Source organism: Timonella senegalensis JC301 (assembly GCF_000312125.1).
GTDB classification, from domain to species: Bacteria; Actinomycetota; Actinomycetes; order Actinomycetales; family Cellulomonadaceae; genus Timonella; species Timonella senegalensis.
The window spans coordinates 1000403-1021986 of record NZ_HE978641.1; the positions used below are offsets into that span (position 1 = coordinate 1000403).

A 21584-nucleotide genomic window follows, 5' to 3' on the forward strand; every position below is an offset into this window, starting at 1 on the left:
TTCGGCGAGTGCCGTGCTGATCGCAGCGTGCTGCTCGGCGGTCAGCGGTTCCCGGTCCTTGGCCTGGAACACGATCGTGCCATTGCCTCCCGAAAGCTCGGGAAGTTCCTGCCCCATCAGGTTCAGGACGCGTTCGGTCTCGGTTCCTGGCAGGGAGAAGGTGTTGGACAGCTTGCCCATGAAGAGGCCTGCGAGGAGGCCAATGATCGCCAGCAGCGCGACCCAAGCCGCAATGAACTTTTTGCGGTGGTCGTAGGCGGCGAGGCCGAGTCGGTAGAGGAACTGTGCCATGAATCTAGTGGCCCTTCATGGGGGATGCGGATGGGGCGGATGGTGCAGAAGCAATCGTGGGGAATCCGTTCTTGACGTATTCCATTGCCTCCGTCAGTTTGGTCTTGAGTAGTTCGGTGTCGGCCGGGGTGGGTTCGCTTCCCACCGTTTCGTACCAGGCTTGGAATGCCGCCTTGCAGGCACCGACAACGGTGTGCGCGAACACGGAGACGGCGAACGGGTCTGCCTCGACAAGGCGCGCGCGCAGGCGGTGGTCGAGGTCATTCGACGCGGCCTCCCAGGCCGCGGAGCGGTTGGCGACCATGCTGGGCACGGAGTCGCATTGGCTGTACAGGTAGGCCAGTGGCTCGAGGAAGGTGTGGTTGGCAAAGGACTGCAGCGCAAGGATCGTTGCGTCGACGATGCTGGTGTCGAGCATGTGCTTGTCCAGTTCCTCGATCGCGATGTCGAGTGCGCGCGTGACCTGCGTGTTCAATGCCTCGTCAAACGAGGAGAAATAGTTAAAAAAGGTGCGCCGCGAGACTCCCGCGCGTTCGGCGATCATGCCCACAGTCACGGCGTCGTGGCCGACCTCCTTGAGGAGGTCAAAGGCGGCTTGCGCGATCGCGTCGCGGGTGGCGGCTTTGTTGCGTTCTCGGCGCGAGGCGCTGAGGGGAGGCTCATCTACTTCAGTCACCTTTTTACACTAAGTGCAAACTTGCACACAGTGCAATGGGGTGCGCACAACATAACCCGGCGTGGTGCCGGAAATCCGCCAGAATCGTCGAAAATCTAGCCACTTAACGACGATCGTGCCCACCGCCCAGCAAGCCCTGCGGTGTGGTGGGTGGTGGCGAAAGCGGGCGGGGCCGGCGCGTGGCGCCGACCTCGTGCACAAGCCGCCGGTCCTGTGGGTCCACGGCGCGGACGACAAGATCGTGGCGGATACCTCGTTTGTGGACATCAACCACCTCGGGCAGCTCGGGGCTATTCCCGGCTGGCCAGGCAAAGAAGCTGCGCCGCCACAGCCCATGAAGCAGCAAACGCGGGCGGTTCTGGACGCATATGCGAGGGCGGGCGGATCGTTCACAGAGGTGGAGTTCTCGGACTGTGGTCACTCACCGCACCTGGAATACCCCGACACGTTCCTTGACGCGCTGGGAGCCCACGTGGGGATCAAGGCGCGAATATCGTCGTAAATAGAAAGTCGGTCGTGGCATGCAGGGTAGGCTGCGGGCCACGGCCGACTCGCGTGCGCGGGCAGCGCACAAAGCGGGGTCGGCGTTACTTGCCGTGGCCGGTGAACTTGTCCATCGACGAATAGACGTGGAAGACGTTGTCGGCCACGTAGTCCCACAGAGCGGTTGGGAGAACGCCGCGCAGGGCCATTGCGAGCTTCACGGTCCACGGCTTGGCCACTATTGGGGTGCCCCGGACCATGCCGTTCCACGCAGCCTTGGCGGCGTACTTGGGCGTCATGATGGGTGTTAGCAGCGGGCCGCGAGCGCCCTCGAACATCCCCGTGGATACGTAGGATGGGCAGAACGTGGTCACCTTGACGTGGTCGTGGCCGTGCTTGACCAGTTCGAGGCGCAGCGAGTCGCTCCAGCCGATGAGCGCCCACTTGGACGAGGCGTACACGGACATGCCCGGGTTGGCGAGCGTGCCTGCGGCGGACGCAATGTTGAGGATGCGGTACTCGCGGGAAGCGTCGGCGATCATGTCGTTGATGAACTCGCGGGTCAGCCACATGGGGGCGAGCGCATTGATGTTGATGGTTGTGGAGACGTCGCGCTCCTGGTCGTGGTCCCAGAACGGCGCGCCGCGCACGATGCCAGCGTTATTGATGATCACGTGCGGGACGCCAGTTTGTGAGCGGATGAGTTCTGCGCCTCGGCGCACTCCCGTGAGCGAGGAGAGGTCCTCGGACACGACTTGGACGCGGGTCGCGGAGGAACGAAGTTCCTCCGCGAGGGCCTCGGCGCCCTGCTTGTCCACGTCCCAGAGGACGAGCGCAGAGGCGCCGCGGGCGGCGGCCTGGCGCGCGTATAGCTCGCCCATTCCGCGGGCAGCACCCGTAATCAGGACTGTTGAACCGGAAATGACTGAAGGCTGAGCGCTCGAGGGCATTCTTACTCCTAGTGGGACCGGGCCCGCGTCGTTGCGGGCCGCTGCGGGAGGTGGCGGAGACTGCAAAGGCCGCGTGCTTGCGCAGCCGCGGCCTTAGAGAGTCGAGCGGATGACGGGAATCGAACCCGCGCTGTCAGCTTGGGAAGCTGAAGTTCTACCATTGAACTACATCCGCGCAGATCGTGGGCTTGCCCCACCAGTCTTGCACGCGCCGGAGCGTGTGGGAAGGCGGTAGAAGCACCCAACGAGCAACACGTTAGAGACTAGCACCAACACTGCAATAATGGAGAAGCACGGTGGCGCAAGGCTGCGGCCGTCCCGTGCTTAGGTCCGCATCAGCCCAAAGGAAACGGTACGCAAAGTGTTGCTCTCAGACCGCGATATTAAGAAGCAGATCGAGCAGGGACGCGTGGCGCTCACGCCGTTCGAGCCTGCGATGATTCAGCCCTCAAGCGTGGACGTTCGGCTCGACAAGTTCTTCAGGCTCTTTGACAACCACAAGTACCCCTATATCGACCCCGCGAGTGAGCAGCCAGAGTTGACCCAACTGGTGGAAGTGGAAAAGGGCAAGCCCTTCATCTTGCACCCCGGCGAGTTCGTACTGGCCGCCACGTATGAGCAGGTCACGCTCCCTAACGACATCGCGGCGCGCCTCGAGGGCAAGTCCTCGCTAGGCCGTCTGGGACTGCTGACCCACTCGACCGCGGGCTTCATCGACCCCGGCTTCACGGGGCACGTGACCCTTGAACTGTCGAACGTGGCGACCCTTCCGATCCTGCTGTGGCCCGGCATGAAGGTCGGACAGATGTGCTTCTTCCAGCTCTCCTCCGAATCTGAGTACCCGTATGGCTCCGAAAAATACGGCTCACGATACCAAGGACAGCGTGGCCCAACGGCCTCTCGGTCCTTCCAGAACTTTTACAAGAGCGAGATTGAGTAAGCGCCCCACGCCATGACTGAACTTCGGTTAACGCCAGCGCCACTCTCCACCCAAATGTTCGGGCTGGAGACCACGTCCTCGGGCCGGGAAGTCACGCACTTCTTGGCGCTCCAGGAGTATGTGGACCCAGTTGACCTGGAGTTTCTGTGGCAATGCCGGTTCCCGCGCGCCGCGTGGGAGGTGCTGCCGGCTGAACGGCAGGTGGACGGGGCAGTTGAGCTCACTCCTGGCGTGCTGCGCGTGTCCGCGCGTTCGGTTGTGCACGGACCCTACCTGCCGCTCGCGTCCCTGGTGGACGCCGCGGACACGATGAGCGCCAGCTCGCAGGACACAGCGCCCCACCCGGCACGCTTTGCGCATGGCACGTCCATGGTGTGGGCGCTGACCACGATTCGTGAGCGGGGCGAGGCCCCAGTTCCAGGTGGCGGCGACCGGGATGGGCTCGCCCGAATCTTTGCGGAAGGGCTGCCCACTCGCGAGGAGTTGCGCCAGGTGACGGCTCTGGTTGCCCTGGCACGCTACCTCGGCGCGTCCGCACACTTTGATGCTGTTGAGCCTCCCTCAACCCGCATGTATCGCATTGAGAACGACCAGGAACGTTACCGATCCATCACTCCGGATCCCGCGGCAAACGTGGACCGGATCATCTACTCCGACGTGTGGCTTGACCCTGCGGCCGCGCTGCGGATCGCCCAGATCACGCTTCCATCAGTCCAGTTCATGCCCACCGAGGTGCCGTGGGAAGGCCCCGAGGACCCCAGCCGCTTCCTGTACAGGGAACACATGGACCTCACGGCCGAGCAGATTGAATCCATCCACGAAGCCGCCGACCAACACGATCGCGAAGCCCTTGAGACAGCCAATCCAGTGAGCGCGTTTGGCCTGGTATTCGAGGCCCGTGACGGGGACATCATCACCGTCGAGATCGGTGGAACCGACGAACTTCCGCCCGCGCTCCAGGGCGTGGACTGGGCGGCTGCGGGCGTGATTGAGTACCGGATCAGCTGGGTTCCGCAGGACCTCGAGGACTGGCATCGCGAGATTCCGAGCTTCGACCTGCGTAAGCGCCGCACCCGGTACATCCAAATGGTTCGAGACCTCACCAAGGCCTTCTACAGCGCCACCTCTGGGGAGATCTCAGACCTAGACGGCTTCCTCCACGACCCCGCCCAACTGTAGTTCGCCCAAGCGTAGGCCGCGTTTTCGCGGGTCCAGCGCTTACCTTGTGGATAAAATGTTGGAGGCATTTGCACAGGCCTGGACGCAAGAATGTGAAGAGGCGCACGCTTAGAAGTTGGAACCTTACGCAGGATTCTCCCGTTCCCACAGGTGAATGCCCGAATTTGCCGCCCACAACAGGACGGAGCGGACGTGCTTGTACTGCTCGTTGCCCATGCGCTCATGGCCATTCTCGTGCCTGCACTCGTTTCTTGGATCGGCCGCAAGGCGTTTCTCGTAGCGGCCGCTGCCCCAGCTTCTGCCGCGATTTACGCACTGTCGTGGTCTGAACGAGTGCTCGCCGGAGACTACCCCACGCAGACAATCTCCTGGATACCAGCACTGGGCATCAATCTGTCCTTCCGCATGGACACGCTGTCCTGGCTCATGCTGCTCATCGTGGGTGGTGTTGGTGCGGGTGTGCTGATCTACTGTTCCGCTTATTTCTCCCCGGCCGCGTCGGGCCTAGGCCGCTTCAGTGGTGTGCTGACCGCGTTCGCCGGAGTGATGGTCGGTCTCGTCTTGGCGGACGACATGATGCTGATGTTCATGTTCTGGGAGCTCACCACGGTGTTCTCCTACTTGCTCATTGGCCACTACTTTGACCGAAAAACTTCTCGACGAGCCGCGATGCAGGCGATCATCGTCACCACCGCGGGTGGCTTGGCCATGCTCGTGGGCATCGTTATTCTCGGCGTAACTGCCGAGACCGGGTTCTCCCTGTCCGGCCTGCTGGCCAACCCTCCGTCCGGGACCGCAGTCACCGCTGCTGCCGTCTGCCTGCTGATCGGTGCGGGTTCTAAGGCCGCGCTGATCCCAACCCACTTCTGGCTTCCGGGCGCCATGGCGGCCCCGACCCCAGTGAGTGCCTACCTACACGCCGCCGCGATGGTGAAGGCCGGCGTGTACCTGGTGGCACGGTTCGCGCCCGCATACTCACACCTCACCGTATGGGTCACGCTCATCGTCGTCATGGGCTGCGGCACTCTCCTCCTGGGCGGATACCGCGCGCTGCGCCAGCACGACCTCAAGCTGATCCTCGCCTACGGAACTGTGTCGCAGCTCGGGCTGATCGTGCTCATGGTGGGCCTCGGCTCGCAGAGCGCTGCGCTCGCGGGCCTGGCCATGATCGGCTCGCACGCAATGTTCAAGGCCGCACTGTTCCTGACCACGGGTGTGGTCGACGCGGCTACCGGAACGCGTGACATGCGTAGGCTCACGGGAGTGGGCAGGTCCATGCCGCTTGTGGCGGCCGCTGGAATCCTGGCGACCCTGTCCATGATCGGATTCCCGCCCTTTGCCGGCTACGTGGCCAAGGAGGCGGCCCTCGAGTCGATCTTGCACGACGGCGTTCCGGGACTCGCGTCCTGGGTATCCCCAGTCGTACTCGCGTCCGTGGCAGTGGGCTCTATCCTGACTGTGGCATACGGCGCCCGTTTCTGCTGGGGCGCGTTCGCGGACAAGAAGAACCCGCCAGTTATTCCTATCCCCAAGTTGCATGCGGACGGAACCCCGGCAGACACCAAGCTGGTGGATCCTGCGGGGTTCAAGCGCCAGTCTGCCCGACTCACCATACCCGGCTTCGTACTAGCGTCCCTCGGCCTGATCGCAGGACTGTTGCCTGCGTTCGGCGAGAAGTACCTAGCGCCCCACGCCCTGACCTACGGGGCGGGGGAGCCCGGACACCTCACGCTCTGGGCCGGAGTCGGCCCCAGTTTCTGGATCACCGTGATCGTCCTGGGAACCGGAGCCCTGCTGTTCTGGATGCGCAAGCCACTAGAACTGTTTCAGGGTGCAGTGCCGTTCCTGTTCGACATGGAACTGGGCTACCGCCGTTTCATGCGTCTACTCGACGACTTCGCCGCGGACATCACCGCGGTCACGCAGCGTGGTTCACTGCCGTACTACCTCTCCGCGATCCTGTTGACGCTGCTACTCGGCCCGGGCGCCCTCCTCGTGTTTGGCAACAGCCTTCCGGGATGGTCGGGCGTGCGGCTGTGGGATTCGCCGGCGCAGCTACTCGCCGTGGCCGTCATCATCCCGGCCGTCATCCTCGTGGCCCGGTCTAGGCGCCGCCTCAAGGCGGTTCTGCTCACAGGGTTTGCCGGATACTCAGTCGCGGCTATCTTCCTCCTCCACGGCGCCCCGGACCTCGCTCTCACCCAGGTGCTCGTGGAAACGATCACCCTGGTCATCATGGTCCTCGTCATGCGTAGGCTCCCCGCCTACTTCTCCGACCGTCCGCTCAACGCCTCTCGATGGGGCAGGCTGGCGCTTGCGCTGGCAGTGGGAATCTTCGCTATGGCACTCGCCGTCATCGTTCCGCAGGCACGTATGCACCAGCGCGCATCGATCGACTTCCCGGAAGAGGCATACAACTTTGGCGGCGGAAAGAACATCGTCAACGTTGCTCTCGTGGACATCCGTGCGTGGGACACCATGGGCGAGATCTCGGTGCTTCTCGTGGCGGCCACTGGTGTAGCATCACTCATCTTCCTCTCCCGCCGAAGCGGCGAAAGTCTGCGCCTAGACAAGAACCCACGCCAGGTGGGCGTGGGCTCGGTGTGGTCCGCGGACAGTACCCTGTCACAGGGAGCCGACGCACTGCGCAAGAAGTCCATGGTCGAGACAGGCCTCAACGCAAGCGCCGCTCAGTTCAAGTCGACCCAACGCTTCCGCAAGTGGCTGCGGGCCGGATCAACCCTCGCGCCGCAGCGCAGGTCCGTGATCTTCGAGGTCGTCGCCCGACTCCTCTTCCACTCCATGATCGTGTTCGCGTTGTTCCTGCTGTTCTCTGGCCACAATGCGCCGGGCGGCGGGTTTGCCGCTGGCCTCGTGGTGGGCATCGCGCTCATCGTGCGCTACCTGGCTGGCGGACGCTTCGAGCTCGGCGAGGCGCTTCCGGTCCAACCGGGCGTGCTGCTCGGCCTGGGCCTGTTCCTCTCGGCCGGAGTGGGCCTCATCGGCATCCTTGCCGGTGGCGAGGTTCTACAGTCCGTGATCTGGCACATCGACCTGCCGGTCTTCGGGGACGTCAAGCTCATCTCTACGCTCTTCTTTGATATCGGGGTGTTCCTGGTTGTGATAGGTCTGGTCCTCGACATCCTGCGATCGCTTGGCGCCGAGATCGACAAGCAATCGGATCTCGCCGCCACCGGGACACCAGAGTTCCCACGAGTGAACGGGGGGGACCGATGAACGCCCTCCTGGCTGCTACGTCGGTGCTCGCCGCCGCCCCCAAGGCGGAGGACGCCCCGCTGATCGACATGTCGCCGTCGCTCGTCCTGGTTTTGGCCGTGGGTGCCTTCGTCACCGCGGGCGTCTACCTCCTGCTTGAACGCTCCCTCACGCGCGTGCTGCTCGGCTTCATCCTGATCGGCAACGGCGTGAACCTCATGTTCCTTATCGCCGGTGGCCGGGCAGGCGGAGCGCCGATCGTGGGGGAGACCCCAAACAACGAGATGAGCGACCCGCTGCCCCAGGCCATGGTGCTCACCGCGATCGTCATCACGCTCGGCCTCACGGCATTTGTGCTGGCGATGGCCCACCGCTCCTGGCAGTTACTCGGCCACGACGAGGTCCAGGACGACCTCGAGGACCGCAGAATCGCGCGGATTGCGGCACGCAACGCCCCAACCGTGGACGGCTCCGACACCTCCGATGACACCCTCGCCGTGAACACGGACGACGACGCCGCCGAGGTACGAGATGAAACCTCGGACCTGACCGAACACGACTCTGAGTTCCTAGCCGCCCAGAGTGCCGAGTACTACCGCGCGATGGCAGCCAAGGCCGAGGACGAAGAAACCAAGGCGCGACACTTAAGCAGCGCAGAACACTTCGAGGAGCGTGAACGCCACCTGCGAGCCGCACGCGCAGGCAACGAGGCCGCCGGGGCCAAGCCAAGTCAATCGTCGGAAATAAAGAAGCCACAGACCGAGCAAGACGAGCAGGACAAGGGAGGCCGAGATGACTGACTTCACTTGGCTCGTGCCACTGCCCGTGGTCATCCCGCTATGCGCGGCGGGCCTAACCCTTGCGTTCTACAAGAAGCCCGGCATCCAACAGGTCATCACAATCCTGGCGCTCGTTCTCATGGTGGCCTTCTCCGGCATCATGATGTGGGCGGCCGACCAAGGGCCCATCGTGGTGAACGTTGGCGAATGGGCGGCTCCCGTGGGTATCAACCTCGTGGGGGACAGGCTCTCCGCCCTCATGCTCACGGTGTCCTCTACGGTTCTGCTGTGCGTTCTTGTGTACTCGTTGGGGCAGGGGATCGCAGACTCGTCGAAGTCGCCAGTGTCGATCTACCACCCCACTTACCTCGTGCTGGCTGCGGGCGTCTCCAATGCGTTCCTCGCGGGAGATCTGTTCAACCTGTACGTTGGGTTCGAGATCCTACTCGCCGCGTCCTACGTGCTCCTGACTCTGGGTGGCACGTTTGAACGCATCCGCGCGGGTGCGATTTACGTGGTAGTCGCACTGCTGTCCTCGCTGATCTTCCTGATCGCGCTCGCCATGACGTATGCGGCCACGGGCACGGTCAACCTTGCCCAGCTGGGTCAGAGGCTCTCCGAAATCGATCCCAACGTGTCGATCGTGCTGCAGTCGCTGCTGCTCCTCGCGTTCGGGATCAAGGCTGCGATCTTCCCGCTCTCAAGCTGGCTCCCAGACTCCTACCCCACGGCGCCAGCCCCGGTCACAGCAGTGTTCGCGGGACTGCTCACTAAGGTTGGTGTCTACGCGATCATCCGCACTCAGACACTGCTCTTCCCTGACGGCCGCCTCAACGACGTGCTTATGTGGCTTGCGCTCGCAACCATGCTCGTGGGAATCATGGGTGCAGTGGCGCAGAACGACATCAAGCGTCTGATGTCATTCACGCTGGTCAGCCACATCGGCTACATGATCTTTGGCATCGCGGTGGGATCCCAAATCGGTCTGGGTGCAACAATCTTCTACGTTGCCCACCACATCACCGTGCAAACCACTCTGTTCCTGATTGTGGGGCTCATCGAGCGGCGCGGCGGAACAACCTCGCTGTCCAAGCTGGGAGGCCTAGCCAAGACAGCCCCATTCCTCGCCATCCTCTTCTTTATCCCGGCAATGAACCTCGCGGGCATTCCACCGTTCTCCGGATTCCTTGGAAAGGTGGGGCTGCTGGAAGCGGGTGTTGCTGAGGGTACCTGGCTCGCCTACACGCTGGTCATTGGCTCGGTCGTGGCTTCACTGCTCACTCTGTACGCGATTGTCAAGGCGTGGAACAAGGCGTTCTGGCAGCCGTCACCGGAGCCTCTTCCGGATAACGATCTGCCGCGGGGGATGATCGTACCTGCCGGGGTTATGGTCGTGCTGACGCTCATGATCACGGTGGTCGCGGGTCCGCTCTACAACTACACCAGCAGGGCCGCAACGACACTCATAGACAACTCGAACTACATCGATGCGGTCTTAGGGGACGCGGGCCGAGGAACGGGAGAATCCACACCCCTTGACGGACCCGACCCGGTAGACGAGAGCAGCGTACTGGATGACAACGACACTGGGGCGGTGAACTAATGGCGCGCAAGGTGTTCAGGCCCGTTGAGGTCTCAACGATTCTCTGGCTCGCCGTCGTATGGGTGCTTCTGTGGGATGACCTCACCTGGGGCAACATTGCGGGCGGCCTCATCATTGGGCTTGTGGTCAGCCAACTCATGCCGCTGCCACGCATTGAGTTCAAGGGGCATGTGCGGATTCGGTACTTGATTGCCCTCCTCTCGCGGTTCTTGGCAGACCTGATTTCTGCCTCGTTCCAAGTTGCCCTCCAAGCCTTCAAGTTCGGCACGGTTCCGCGTGGGGCGATTATTGGCGTGAAGTTGCGCTCTGAGTCAGACCTGTACCTGACCATCACCGCGGAGCTCAGTTGTCTGGTTCCCGGATCCATTGTGATTGAGGCAGACCAAGTATCGGGGACCCTGTACCTGCACATTCTTGACCTCGAGCAGTACGGCGGGGAAGACAAAGTCCGCCAAGACGTGTGGAACCTCGAAGCACGTGTCATGAGGGCTCTCGCTTCCCGTGATGAGCTTGATCGCGCAGGCATCCCCCTCCACAGGGGTGACCCCGTACCGGACAGGCGTGCGGCCACGAAACTGCAGTCCACAACAGAGCTCAGAGTAGAAACAAGAACAAGTACCGCGGACGCCCAGAACCCCACCGGCGGACAGGAAACACAATGACTATCGTGACAATCGTGTGCGGAATATTGCTCGTGGTCGCGGGAATACTGGCACTCATCCGCGTGGAACGCGGGCCTTCAATGCTCAACCGCACGATCGCCCTCGACGTGTTCGCCACGGTGCTCATCGGCGCGATCGCGCTGGAAGCCGCGTACTCTCGGCGCACCGACACACTTCCCATCTTGGTGGTGCTGTCACTCGTGGGGTTTGTCGGATCCGTGTCAGTAGCCCGATTTGCAGCTAAGGAACCTGATGAGGCCCGCCGCGTGCGCACCCCCAAGGAAATCGCACACGACGAGGAAGTGCGGCGACGAGCTGAAGAAAAGCGGGAACAGGGAGGGGCACTATGACTTGGGAAAACGTTGCTGACTTCCTCGCCGCGATCTGCCTCCTGCTGGGTGCTTTTTTGACTTTCGCTGCTGGTGTTGGTGTGCTCAGGTTCCCCGACCTGCTAGCCCGAATGCACGCGGCCGCAAAACCTCAAGTGCTCGGCTTGATCCTCATGCTCGCCGCGGAGGCCCTGCGTGTGCGTTCGTGGGGTGTCATGGGAATGCTGTTCTTGGTGGTTTGCTTCCAGCTACTCACCGCCCCAGTGGCCGCCCACATGGTTGGACGCGCGGGCGTGCGCACGGGCCAGATGCGGGACGAGTTCCTCGTCCGCAATGAGCTTTCCGAGGACCAAGCAGAGGCTGAGGCGCTCCGCCGTCGTGCTCTCGAGCGCAACCCCGCGGTGGAGAAGGAACTCGAAGCTCAGCTCGAGGCCAAAATCGCGCAGATGCGGAAGGCCGCAGCGGAGGAAGCCGCACAAAACCGAGATTCACACGGCTCGAGGTTTCGGCGAAAGTCCGGTGAATCGTCGTAAATCAGTGGCCAGTTAGGGCCGTGCTGCACTGAAAGTGCAGGTCAAGCCGTCTCGTTGAGGGTCTCAAGCCACAGCTTAATGGCGTCAAAATATGCCACACGGGCCGGCTGACGCGACAGCGCGAGGTCGTGCGCGCCACCCGTGATGGGCACGAACGTGACGTCCGAGCCTAGGTGAGCAGACCCCTTCATGATGTGCGCGACGTTCAGGACCGAGTCCGTGGTGATGACCTCGGGGTGGTCATGCTCGGCGTCGCCCGAACGGTTGGATGCCAGCACCAAAACCGGGCACGCGATGTCGAGCCCGTGCGCCAGCGTCCGGTGGCCGCGGCGCACCGCAGTGAACCACGCCGCGCGCACGGGGAAGCCCTCGTGCGGCTTGAGCCGCAGATCGTAGTCCCACTCGCCGCCCGAGTCCTTGTGCAGCGCGCGCCCGTAGTACGGATTCAGCGAGCCCACCTTGGCCTTGGGCCGCACGCGCGCGATGCGCGCCACGGCCCGCGTCCCAATAGTGCGAAGGAACCACGGTTTGTTCAGATCAAACCACGGCGAATTGAGGATCACCGCGCTGATGCGCGGGAAGCCGTCCGGCAGATTCTGGGTACGCGCGTTCGTCCACAGCGCCGCGATCAGCCCGCCCGTGGAATGCCCGAGGACCACGAGTTCCTCGTGCCCCTCGGCCCGAATCATCCGCGCGGACGCATCCAGCTCGGCGCGGTAGGCGGAAAGATTATCGACGAAGTTGGCAGTCTGGCCTTCACGCAGGCTTCTGCCGTACTTGCGCAGGTCAAGGGCGTAAAAGTCGTAGCCTTCCCGCTCAAAGAACTCGGCCTCGTGCTCCTGGAAGAAGTAATCCACAAACCCGTGGATGTAGAGAACCGCCCGAGAATGGCGAGGCCCGGCGCTGCGGCGTACGAGCGTCGCAGTTACCGGGCCTTCGTCGTCCGTGCCGAGGTCAATCGAGTGGGCCGCCCATTGCGAACCGAGAATGTCTGGGGTCCAACGGGCGGCGTTGCTCATGGTTACTGATTCTCCGGATTCTGAGGATCGAATGGGTCCTGCGGGTTGTGCGGGGGCTGCGGCCCGTTCGGCTGCGGTTCCCCGCTGGGTGCTTGGTAGGGGCTAGGAGGAGGCGGCGTTGCCTGGCCTGGTTGCTGATAGCCCGGTTGTTGGTACCCCGGCAGGGGTTGGGTCGTGTTCTGTTGCTGAGTGTACCCCTGTTGTCCGGTTTGTTGCGGTGGGCCTTGCTGGTAGCCGGGCTGCTGGTAGCCGGGCTGCTGGCCCTGTTGGTATCCCGGGGCTTGGTAACCCTGGGTGTATCCGGCTTGGTTCACGCCGGTGTTCATGCCCGGGTAGGCGGCGCCCACGGCCTGCTTCTTTTTGTTGGAGTTGATCACGATCGCCGTGATGACACCCGCAAGGATCAGGGCGGCACCGATGATCGAGCCGAGCAGGAGCGGGGAGACGCCGTCCTCGTCTCCGTCAGCTTGCGTGCCGGAGTCAGCGGAGTTGTCCTTGTCGGTGTCGCCGGAGCTGCCGGTGCCGCTGGTCGCCGCGTCATCGGTATCGGATTCGGTGGAGTCATCAGTGGCCCCACCGCCGGAGGCGCCGCCGGCGATTGCGGACCCTCGTGCGTTGAGCTCGAGCTTCTCACCGGGGACCATCTTCCAGGTGACGGTGTTTCCGTCCACCTCACCGTTCGTTTCCGCGATCTTGCCAGGGAACGCCACCTTGATGGATACGTCGAGTGACTCCATCATGGCCTTGACCATCGGGTCGTTGAGGTCCTCCTCGGATGCGCCGGAGTCACCCATGTCGAGGACGCCGGTAACCACGTAGTCGTCACCGTCCCGCGTGATCTCCAGTTCCTGGGACTCACCCATTTCACTGATGGGGACGGCCGCGAATGTGTACTCCTTACCGGTGAACCCGTCCTGCTTGTAGTCCTTTACCGTGGATCCCGCTGGCGGCTGCGAGCCCTCCTGCATCCCCTCGAGGAGGTCCTCGGGGGTGACACCCATTTGCTTGGCCAGGTCATCGGAGATCGCCATGATCATCGAGCCTTCTGCGGTGTCGTTCTCGAGCAGGTTGATGGACATGTTCATCCGCATGCATCCCGACAGGAGGAGCGCAAGTGCGGCAAACAGTGCGACTGCAAGTGGCTTTTTCATGATTCCACCGTATGGGTGGCGCGGCGCGGTTGTCCGCCCGAGTGCGGGTGAGAACGCGGAACCTGGCCCACTTCTCACCCTGCCGATCAAAGTTGAGTGGAATAGACTCAACTTTGTACACGTTGTGCAAGACAGCGGCTGAATACAGCCAGTCCAGATCCACGACGATAGGAGAAACCATGGATCAAAAGTTCACTTCTATGTCGCAGCAGGCACTCAGCGATGCAATCCAGAGTGCCACCGCGGCACAGAACCCGCAGGTGGAGGCGCTGCACCTACTTGACGCGCTCATCTCGCACACGGATGGGTTTGCAGTCGAGCTGCTGAAGTCTACTGGAGTCAACATTCAGGCTCTTGGTGGCGACGTGCGGCGCGCGCTGACTGCGCTGCCCACCGTCTCCGGGACTTCCACATCCGATCCGTCCGCGGCTCAGTCGCTCGGCCTCGCCCTGCAAAAGGCTCGGCAGGAAGCACAGGACAGCGGGGACGCCTACACCTCGACCGAGCACCTCCTGCTCGGCCTTTCGCACTCGCCCTCCTCGGCGCAGGACATCCTGACCAAGAACGGGGCAACCTACCAGGTATTGAAGGACAAACTGCCAGACATTCGCGCGGGCAAAGACCCCAACTCCCAAAACCCCGAGGGCAGCTACAAGGCACTCGAGAAGTACGGCGTGGACCTCACCGAGGCCGCACGCTCATCCAAACTCGACCCGGTCATCGGACGCGACACGGAGATTCGCCGAGTCATTCAGGTGCTCTCTCGGCGTACCAAGAACAATCCTGTTCTGATTGGTGAACCGGGCGTGGGCAAGACCGCCGTGGTCGAAGGCCTCGCCCAGCGCATCGTGAAGGACGACGTTCCCGAGTCTCTGCGGAATAAGAAGTTGGTCTCTCTTGACCTCACCGCCATGTTGGCGGGAGCCAAGTACCGCGGTGACTTTGAGGAGCGCCTGAAGTCCGTTCTTGATGAAATCAAGAACTCGAATGGCGAGATTGTCACATTTATCGACGAGATCCACACGGTCGTCGGCGCGGGCGGCGGCTCCGAGGGTGCCATGGATGCCGGCAACATGCTCAAGCCAATGCTTGCGCGTGGCGAACTCCGCCTCATCGGAGCGACCACGCTGGACGAGTACCGGGAAAACATCGAAAAGGACCCGGCTCTCGAGCGGCGCTTCCAGCAGGTGTTCGTGGGCGAGCCCTCCGTGGAAGACACGGTGGCGATCCTGCGCGGGCTCAAACCGCGGTACGAGGCGCACCACGGCGTGGAAATCTCCGACGGCGCACTCATCGCGGCGGCAACCCTATCGAACCGCTACATCACGGGCCGAAGGATGCCGGACAAGGCGATTGACCTTGTGGACGAGGCTGCAAGCCGGCTCCGCATGGAGATGGATTCCTCTCCGGTGGAGATCGATATGCTCGTGCGCTCGATCGATCGCCTCAAGATGGAGGAGATCGCTCTCGAATCGTCCGACGCTACGAGTGCGCCGACCCGGCTTGAGGAAGTGCGCACAGCGCTCGCGGACGCAAACGAGAAGCTCGCGGCGCTCAACGCGCGGTGGGAGCGGGAACGTGGTGGCCTCAACAAAGCCGGCGAGCTACGCAAGCGGCTTGACGAGCTGAACTCCAAGGCGGAGCGCGCCCAACTTGACGGTGACCTCGCCACGGCGTCCAAGATCCTGTACGGCGAGATTCCGGCAATCCAGCAGGAGCTGGAAGAGGCCGTGCACGCCGAGCAGGAGGTCGTCAGCGAGGAACCCACGCAGAAGCTGGTAGGGGACAAGGTCGACGCGAACGAGATCGCCGAGGTCGTGTCCGCGTGGACTGGCGTCCCCGTGGGAAGGCTCCTGCAGGGCGAGTCCGAGAAGCTCCTCGAGATGGAGGAGTACATCGGAAAGCGTCTGATTGGGCAGTCCGTGGCCGTGACCGCGGTCTCCGATGCTGTGCGTAGATCGCGCGCTGGCGTCAGTGACCCCAACCGGCCCACCGGTTCGTTCCTGTTCCTGGGTCCAACGGGCGTGGGTAAGACCGAACTCGCTAAGGCGCTCGCGGAGTTCCTGTTTGACGACGAACGTGCGATGGTTCGCATCGACATGTCCGAGTACTCGGAGAAACACTCCGTGTCCAGGCTTGTTGGCGCGCCTCCCGGGTACGTGGGCTACGACGAGGGTGGACAACTCACTGAAGCGGTCCGCCGCAGGCCATACTCGGTAGTTCTGCTCGACGAGGTGGAGAAGGCCCACCCGGAGGTCTTCGACATCCTGCTCCAGGTCCTCGATGATGGTCGCCTTACCGATGGCCAGGGGCGCACGGTTGACTTCCGCAACACCATTCTGGTGCTGACCTCGAACCTGGGGTCCCAGTTCCTTGTGGACCCTATGCTCGCGGACGAGGCCAAGAACGAGTCGGTCATGGCGGCAGTGCGCACGCACTTCAAGCCCGAGTTCCTCAACCGACTCGATGACGTTGTGATGTTCGAGCCGCTGACGCTCGAGCAGCTCGCACGGATCGTGGACCTTCAGGTTGAGGAGATCGCTGCACGTGTGGCTGACCGCAACATGCAGGTCACCGTCAGCCAGGCGGCCCGCGAGTACCTCGCAGAGATTGGGTTTGACCCGATCTACGGTGCTCGGCCGCTGCGCAGGCTCGTCCAGCGTGAGATTGGTGATCAACTGGCTCGCCTCATCCTCGCTGGTGAGGCTCACGACGGGTCGACCATCACGGTCGACACGCCGCCCGCGGATGATCCCAACGGAAGGTTGCGCGTAACCGCTTCCTAGTGGTCTGACACGTCAGAGAGATAGCGCCCCTTATCTGGGGCAACAATATGGTTCGGCCCCTCCTCTTAGTGTTTTCGGGGAGGGGCCGAACCATCTTAAGATCCGACGAAAACCTTTCGAGTTGTTAGCATTGACTACAACCAGAAGGGGCACATAGTGAGTGAGTCAGGTGCGCGCGCGCCCAAAAGGCGCTACGCACGAGGAGTCGCATCGCGCGATGAGATTATCGTGGCAGCGACCTCGCTGTTCAGCGAGGTCGGCTTCTACGAAACGTCGCTGCGCGCAATTGCCGAGAAAGTGGGGATGACCCACCCTGGGCTCTTGCACCACTTTGCCAACAAGGACGACCTGCTCATGGCGGTGCTCGATTACCGCGACCGCGCAGACCAGAAATGGCTGGAGGAAAACTTCACACTCACGGAGTTTGTGTCCGGCGAGGCGATCGCGCGGCTGCTCGAGCGCAACATGTCGCTCCCCGGCGCCATTGGTTTGTTCACCAAACTGTCTGCTGAGGCAACAAACCCGGAGCACCCGGCCCACGCCTACTTTGTGCAGCGATACGAGTGGGTCTGCGGAATCTACGCAGACGGAGTCCGTCAGGCGCAAGTGGCAGGCCTGTTCAAGAAGTCCGTCGATCCATCGGACACCGCCTGCGCATTTGTGGCGCTACTCGACGGCATGCAGTTGCAGTGGCTCCTAGGGGGCAGGGAAGCGCATGAGACCCTCCCAAGAATGGCCAGAATCGTCGATAAGTTCATTGAGCCGCTGCGCGCGTAGCACGAGCGCACCAACCGGTCCACATACACAAAGCGCGTGGCCCCTCAACAGACGTTGAGGGGCCACGCGCTTTTCACAGCCGGGGTATCGAGCGAGCTCGAATCAGAGGCGAATGAAGGTTGGGTTTGCCTGCCAGATGTGGCGAACCTGAATAGTCTTGCCTGGGCGTGGGGCGTCGATCATCTTGCCGTTGCCCAAGTAGATAGCCACGTGACCTGGGCTCCAGATGAGGTCCCCAGCCTTGGCCTTGGAACGTGAAACCTTGGTTCCAACGTTGCGCTGTGCGGAAGACGAGCGTGGGAGCTTAGCAACTCCAGCCTTCTTGTACACGTACGAGGTGAAGCCAGAGCAGTCGAAGCCCTTAGGAGTGGTGCCACCCCAACGGTAAGGGGTCCCAACGTGCTTCTTAGCTTCCTTAACAATGCGCTGCGACTCGGAGAGCTTCTTGACCGTCACGTAGACAGGCTTGGAAGTGGTCTTCTTGGCAACCTTAGCGCTAGCGCCGTTGGGGTAATAGATCGCGGTGATCTTGTGCTTCTTGGTGGAGAGCTTCTTGGACAGTGTGTAGGAAGCCTTGCCGCTCTTCAGGGTTACGGTCTTGAGGTGCTTGCTACCGCTGTGGAAGTGGACCTTGCCAGCAGCTGCCTTCCCGTTGACCTTAACGGTCGCGGTCATCTTGGCAGTGCTCGAACCGGTGGTCCAGGACTTCTTGGAGGTCTTGAGGCTCATGGAAGCGTAGACCTTCTTGACTGGCGCTGGGGCCACGGGGGCGGCCTCAGCGGCAGGAGGAGGCGTGGTGGATCCGGTGGAGCCTTCTGCAGGGGAGCTGGGGTCAACCGTTGGGTCGGTGGTGACCTCGGTGGTTGGCGTCTCCGTTGGAACTGGGGTTGAAATGCTCTCGGTGTTGGTGCTTGCCTGGGCCGCTGCAGGGAATGCTACGAGACCGGCTGCTGCCACGCTGGTTGCGATGGCGATCGCACCGAACTTGCGGGAAATGGAGTTCTTGAATGTGCGCTTTGCTCCGCCGGAAGTGCTTTCAAAAGCTACGTTCTCAGTATTTTGGGCGTCGTCAGGCGCGACAATGCTGATGCTTGTCAATGTGATACCTCAGTACGCCTGCGAAGTAAGCTGTCGGATTCGGAGCGAGGTATGCCCCGGCCTGATGCACCTTGGCCACACGTGGTGCGACTGCGATGCCTCTGGCTTCACCCCAAGGCCGTACAAGACGGCCGGAAAAGTGGTTCCCCCACCGCTACCGGTTAAGTCCAGGACCCAAAGTGCCGGTAGCGCTCGGCGTTCACCTTGGCATCTCAACGCTTACATGAATTAAGGAAAGTTGAGACGTATCCAAGGTAAACGGTTTCACTCGTTGTGTCACGACTTGATAACGGACGCCGAACTTGACGATACATGTAACTGCTTGTCAGAGCGGTATGGGGAGTTCTAACTGTGTCTCGTTTCACCCGGCGTGGCGCCCGGCCGTTAGGTCAAAGGTGGTGTATCTGGGTGCGTACGCGACAGTGCCCGGAGCCGCCAAAGCGACCCCGGGCACTGTCCAAAACCGTGAGAGAACCTCGGGCTCAGGCGATGTCGAGGATCACCGGGACGTGGTCGGAGGCGCCTTTGCCCTTGCGCTCGTTCCTGTCGATCGCCACGGCGCTGACGGCCTCCGTCAGTGCGGGGGAGCAGTAGGCGAAGTCGATGCGCATGCCCTCGTTCTTAGGGAAGCGCAACTGCTGGTAGTCCCAGTACGTGTACTTGCCTTCCTCGGGGAGGAACTTGCGGGAGACCTCGGTGAACTGCGCGTCCTCAAACGCGGCAAACGCCGCGCGCTCTGGCGGGGTCACGTGGGTCTTTCCCTCAAAGAACTCGCGGTCCCACACGTCGGTGTCCAGCGGTGCGACGTTCCAGTCGCCCACGAGCGCAATCTTGGCGCTCGGGTCGGCGGCAACCCATGCTGCGGCGTTGTTCTTGAGCGTGCCCAGCCAGTCCAGTTTGTAGGCGTAGTGGGGGTGGTCGATCTCGCGGCCGTTTGGGATGTACAGCGACCATACGCGTACGCCACCGCAGGTCGCACCGATTGCACGTGCCTCAGTGACAGGCTCCTCGCCATACTGCGGCTGATCGGGGAAGCCGATCTCGATGTTCTCAAGTCCCACACGGGAAATGATGGCGACGCCGTTCCACTGGCTCAGACCGAAGTGCGCGACCTCGTAGCCGGCCTCCTGGAATGCTTCAAAGGGGAACTGGGTGTCCTTGCATTTGGTCTCCTGCAAGGCCAGGACGTCGATGTTCTCGCGTTCTAGGAAGGCGAGAGCGCGGTCGAGTCGGGCACGGATTGAGTTGATGTTCCAGGTGGCTAGGCGCATGGTTCAAGCCTACCTAACAAGGGTGTCGAAGGCGGTTCTCGCGCCACCGGCGGTTAGCCGTCCTAGGGTGGAGCCATGGGAACTGCATTGATCACGGGAGCGTCGTCGGGTCTGGGAAGGGAGTTTGCACGCCAGATTGCGTGGCGCGGCCACGATGTCGTGCTTGTTGCGCGGGATCGCGAGCGCCTGGAGGCGCTCGCGGATGAGTTGGAGTTGACGTATCGCGTGCGGGCTGAGGTACTGCCCGCTGATCTTTCGCTTTCCGACGATCTTGCTCGCGTATGTGAGCGGCTCACGTCCGTGGATGACCCTGTTGGACTGCTCGTCAACAACGCGGGATACACGGTGCACGGGCGTTTCCTGCGCACGGAGATTCGGGATCAGCGCAGTCTCGAGGCAGTCATGGTCGGAGCTGTCATGGAACTGTCACATGCCGGAGCGCGGGCGATGCTCGTGCGAGGAAGGGGCGCAATCCTCAACGTCTCGTCTGTGGCGTCATTGACTACCGCAGGGACATACTCTGCGCACAAGGCGTGGGTGCGGACGTTTACGGAAGGTCTCGCGGCTGAGTTGGACGGTAAGGGAGTTACCGCGACCGCGCTATGTCCGGGGTTTGTGCACACCGAGTTCCACAAACGGGCAAACATTGATGAAACACGCATTCCGGAGATAGCGTGGCTGGATGTGCGGTACGTGGTGCGTGCTGCGCTTGAAGACGTCAACAAGGGGCGTGTCATATCCACGCCTTCATTCCGCTACAAAGTTGTGAGTGCAGTGCTGCGCATCTTGCCCCGGCGTGTGATTCGTGGGATCCAGCACCGCTAGGTGGCCGTTTCCGCGGGATCTTGCGGGGGCCGCGGCTCGTTCGAACTTCGACGCCGAGATGTTGGGACATTGGACCCTTCTGTTTTGTAGTCGGACGTGCCCTAGAGGGTCGGTGAAAATAAGGACGCAAAGCCCCCACCTGTCAGAAAAACCGGCGAAAATCGAAAGGACACAATTAGGTAACGATTGCGTTGCGTAATATGTGGGCCTGTCAGATAAATCTCAAAAACGTTGAAATCTAGAGGTTTTCAGGGCGCTAAACGTCGTCTCTTTGTTGGCCACGTAGGTTTGCCTAGATAAGGTAACCCTTATAACGTGCTCTGTGGACGCGAGGCTACGAGAGCATCGCGCAGGAGCGCCACGAGCGCCACAATCTGGAGAACAGATGTTCACTTTCGAACGAGCCCGCCGTTCGTTAGCAGCACTCACAGCTGCTGCCGTGCTTGCAGCCTCAGCCATCGGTGCTGTCGCAGCGCCGGCTGCCGCCAGCGATGCGCCGACGACCACCGCAACCGTTACCTCTGCCAGCGACCAAGGCATCAAGGTCCAGGTCTCCGGCGCTAACTACACGGACCTCCCTTCCTCGTCCATTGGCATGAATGCTGGCGTCTATGCGGCATTCATGCCAGTCGACACCGACCCTGCAGCGCTCGATCAGAGCGCCGGAGGGGTCGCCTTTGTGCGCGACGCACAAATCGCCAACGGCGCGTTCAGCACGGAGCTTTCCGTTGCTGCATCCCAACTGGCCAAGGGTGTTTCCACGTACAAGGTGGTTACCTGGCGGGCGCACGGCCTCTACAACGCCGCGACCGCGATCTCCCAGGTCACGGTGACTCTGTCCGCCGACCAACTCGAAAGCGTGTTCCCGAGCCCGAAGCCTGTTGAGCCGACCGAGCCAACGGAGCCAACGGAACCGACCGAGCCAACGGAGCCAACGGAACCGACCGAGCCAACGGAGCCAACGGAACCGACCGAGCCAACGGAGCCAACGGAACCGACCGAGCCAGCAAACCCGG

19 protein-coding genes, 1 tRNA gene and 1 riboswitch are annotated in these 21584 nt (G+C 62.2%); of the genes, 13 read left to right on the forward strand and 7 right to left on the reverse strand.

All coding sequences use genetic code 11. The features are described from left to right. Positions 1 to 295 precede the first annotated feature (295 nt). Positions 296 to 967: a TetR/AcrR family transcriptional regulator gene (locus HGSM_RS13605; RefSeq protein ID WP_019147506.1), complete on the reverse strand. Its 672-nt coding sequence runs from the start codon at positions 965 to 967 to the stop codon at positions 296 to 298. Positions 968 to 1160: 193 nt separating this feature from the next. On the opposite strand from HGSM_RS13605, the gene HGSM_RS04260 reads away from it, so the two are divergent. Further along, positions 1161 to 1469 carry a hypothetical protein gene (locus tag HGSM_RS04260; RefSeq protein ID WP_195891337.1) on the forward strand — a complete coding sequence of 103 codons (309 nt, stop codon included), beginning with the start codon at positions 1161 to 1163 and terminating at the stop codon, positions 1467 to 1469. 85 nt (positions 1470 to 1554) lie between these two features. Here HGSM_RS04260 and HGSM_RS04265 read toward each other — a convergent pair whose 3' ends face one another. Both HGSM_RS04265 and HGSM_RS04270 read right to left on the reverse strand, forming a co-directional pair. Beyond that, positions 1555 to 2400 (reverse strand): SDR family NAD(P)-dependent oxidoreductase, encoded by an 846-nt coding sequence (locus HGSM_RS04265; protein WP_019147508.1) that lies wholly within the window; start codon positions 2398 to 2400, stop codon positions 1555 to 1557. 104 nt (positions 2401 to 2504) lie between these two features. Next, positions 2505 to 2575, reverse strand: a tRNA-Gly gene (locus HGSM_RS04270). Between the two features lie 186 nt (positions 2576 to 2761). Between HGSM_RS04270 and dcd the strand changes: the two genes are divergently transcribed. The 8 genes from dcd to mnhG all read left to right on the forward strand — a co-directional run bounded on the left by dcd (position 2762) and on the right by mnhG (position 11641). Next, a complete protein-coding gene (gene dcd, locus HGSM_RS04275; RefSeq protein ID WP_019147509.1) occupies positions 2762 to 3340 on the forward strand; it encodes a dCTP deaminase in 579 nt (192 codons plus the stop codon). 12 nt (positions 3341 to 3352) lie between these two features. Next, positions 3353 to 4519 carry a hypothetical protein gene (locus HGSM_RS04280; RefSeq protein WP_040594306.1) on the forward strand — a complete coding sequence of 389 codons (1167 nt, stop codon included), beginning with the start codon at positions 3353 to 3355 and terminating at the stop codon, positions 4517 to 4519. A gap of 192 nt (positions 4520 to 4711) precedes the next feature. Next, on the forward strand, positions 4712 to 7756 hold the full coding sequence (locus HGSM_RS04285; protein WP_019147511.1) for a Na+/H+ antiporter subunit A: 3045 nt from the start codon (positions 4712 to 4714) through the stop codon (positions 7754 to 7756). A 68-nt stretch (positions 7757 to 7824) separates the two neighbouring features. Beyond that, positions 7825 to 8535, forward strand: coding sequence for a Na(+)/H(+) antiporter subunit C (locus HGSM_RS14040; protein WP_230197494.1), 711 nt, complete (start codon positions 7825 to 7827; stop codon positions 8533 to 8535). Beyond that, positions 8528 to 10117 carry a Na+/H+ antiporter subunit D gene (locus tag HGSM_RS04295; RefSeq protein WP_019147513.1) on the forward strand — a complete coding sequence of 530 codons (1590 nt, stop codon included), beginning with the start codon at positions 8528 to 8530 and terminating at the stop codon, positions 10115 to 10117. The genes HGSM_RS14040 and HGSM_RS04295 overlap by 8 nt, the downstream gene beginning before the upstream one ends. An 11-nt stretch (positions 10118 to 10128) precedes the next feature. Beyond that, the gene (locus tag HGSM_RS04300) at positions 10129 to 10779 is read left to right on the forward strand and encodes a Na+/H+ antiporter subunit E (protein WP_230197480.1); all 651 of its coding nucleotides are present in this window, start codon (positions 10129 to 10131) and stop codon (positions 10777 to 10779) included. Next, the gene (locus HGSM_RS04305; protein ID WP_019147515.1) at positions 10776 to 11129 is read left to right on the forward strand and encodes a monovalent cation/H+ antiporter complex subunit F; all 354 of its coding nucleotides are present in this window, start codon (positions 10776 to 10778) and stop codon (positions 11127 to 11129) included. The genes HGSM_RS04300 and HGSM_RS04305 overlap by 4 nt, the downstream gene beginning before the upstream one ends. Further along, a complete protein-coding gene (gene mnhG / locus HGSM_RS14985; protein WP_019147516.1) occupies positions 11126 to 11641 on the forward strand; it encodes a monovalent cation/H(+) antiporter subunit G in 516 nt (171 codons plus the stop codon). The genes HGSM_RS04305 and mnhG overlap by 4 nt, the downstream gene beginning before the upstream one ends. 41 nt (positions 11642 to 11682) lie before the next feature. Here mnhG and HGSM_RS04315 read toward each other — a convergent pair whose 3' ends face one another. Further along, entirely contained in the window at positions 11683 to 12660 is a 978-nt protein-coding gene (locus tag HGSM_RS04315) for an alpha/beta hydrolase (RefSeq protein ID WP_019147517.1), read from the reverse strand. A gap of 2 nt (positions 12661 to 12662) precedes the next feature. Further along, a complete protein-coding gene (locus HGSM_RS14785) occupies positions 12663 to 13811 on the reverse strand; it encodes an LppM family (lipo)protein (RefSeq protein ID WP_051009573.1) in 1149 nt (382 codons plus the stop codon). A 179-nt stretch (positions 13812 to 13990) separates the two neighbouring features. On the opposite strand from HGSM_RS14785, the gene clpB reads away from it, so the two are divergent. Both clpB and HGSM_RS04330 read left to right on the forward strand, forming a co-directional pair. Beyond that, positions 13991 to 16597 carry an ATP-dependent chaperone ClpB gene (gene clpB / locus HGSM_RS04325; RefSeq protein ID WP_019147518.1) on the forward strand — a complete coding sequence of 869 codons (2607 nt, stop codon included), beginning with the start codon at positions 13991 to 13993 and terminating at the stop codon, positions 16595 to 16597. Between the two features lie 156 nt (positions 16598 to 16753). Next, complete coding sequence (locus HGSM_RS04330) at positions 16754 to 17374, forward strand: TetR/AcrR family transcriptional regulator (RefSeq protein ID WP_019147519.1); 621 nt, start codon at positions 16754 to 16756, stop codon at positions 17372 to 17374. Between the two features lie 102 nt (positions 17375 to 17476). On the opposite strand, the gene HGSM_RS14790 is transcribed toward HGSM_RS04330, so the two are convergent. Then, positions 17477 to 18472, reverse strand: coding sequence for a C40 family peptidase (locus HGSM_RS14790; protein WP_019147520.1), 996 nt, complete (start codon positions 18470 to 18472; stop codon positions 17477 to 17479). A gap of 1 nt (position 18473) precedes the next feature. Next, a riboswitch (cyclic di-AMP (ydaO/yuaA leader) is annotated at positions 18474 to 18650 on the reverse strand. A 304-nt stretch (positions 18651 to 18954) separates the two neighbouring features. Further along, positions 18955 to 19743 (reverse strand): exodeoxyribonuclease III, encoded by a 789-nt coding sequence (locus HGSM_RS04340; RefSeq protein ID WP_019147521.1) that lies wholly within the window; start codon positions 19741 to 19743, stop codon positions 18955 to 18957. Positions 19744 to 19818: 75 nt separating this feature from the next. Between HGSM_RS04340 and HGSM_RS04345 the strand changes: the two genes are divergently transcribed. Both HGSM_RS04345 and HGSM_RS14580 read left to right on the forward strand, forming a co-directional pair. Further along, positions 19819 to 20568, forward strand: coding sequence for an SDR family NAD(P)-dependent oxidoreductase (locus tag HGSM_RS04345; protein ID WP_019147522.1), 750 nt, complete (start codon positions 19819 to 19821; stop codon positions 20566 to 20568). Between the two features lie 385 nt (positions 20569 to 20953). After that, a partial coding sequence (locus HGSM_RS14580; RefSeq protein WP_040594308.1) for a hypothetical protein occupies positions 20954 to 21584 on the forward strand: 631 nt, incomplete at its 3' end.

What these genes read in the sequence shown, in the direction of transcription:
- mnhG (WP_019147516.1), top strand. Translation starts at nt 11,126, where the DNA reads ATGACTTGGGAAAACGTTGCTGACTTCCTCGCCGCGATCTGCCTCCTG.
- HGSM_RS04305 (WP_019147515.1), top strand. Translation starts at nt 10,776, where the DNA reads ATGACTATCGTGACAATCGTGTGCGGAATATTGCTCGTGGTCGCGGGA.
- HGSM_RS04315 (WP_019147517.1), bottom strand. Translation starts at nt 12,660, where the DNA reads ATGAGCAACGCCGCCCGTTGGACCCCAGACATTCTCGGTTCGCAATGG.
- HGSM_RS04265 (WP_019147508.1), bottom strand. Translation starts at nt 2,400, where the DNA reads ATGCCCTCGAGCGCTCAGCCTTCAGTCATTTCCGGTTCAACAGTCCTG.
- clpB (WP_019147518.1), top strand. Translation starts at nt 13,991, where the DNA reads ATGGATCAAAAGTTCACTTCTATGTCGCAGCAGGCACTCAGCGATGCA.
- HGSM_RS04280 (WP_040594306.1), top strand. Translation starts at nt 3,353, where the DNA reads ATGACTGAACTTCGGTTAACGCCAGCGCCACTCTCCACCCAAATGTTC.
- HGSM_RS14040 (WP_230197494.1), top strand. Translation starts at nt 7,825, where the DNA reads ATGTCGCCGTCGCTCGTCCTGGTTTTGGCCGTGGGTGCCTTCGTCACC.
- HGSM_RS04340 (WP_019147521.1), bottom strand. Translation starts at nt 19,743, where the DNA reads ATGCGCCTAGCCACCTGGAACATCAACTCAATCCGTGCCCGACTCGAC.
- HGSM_RS04345 (WP_019147522.1), top strand. Translation starts at nt 19,819, where the DNA reads ATGGGAACTGCATTGATCACGGGAGCGTCGTCGGGTCTGGGAAGGGAG.
- HGSM_RS14785 (WP_051009573.1), bottom strand. Translation starts at nt 13,811, where the DNA reads ATGAAAAAGCCACTTGCAGTCGCACTGTTTGCCGCACTTGCGCTCCTC.
- HGSM_RS04295 (WP_019147513.1), top strand. Translation starts at nt 8,528, where the DNA reads ATGACTGACTTCACTTGGCTCGTGCCACTGCCCGTGGTCATCCCGCTA.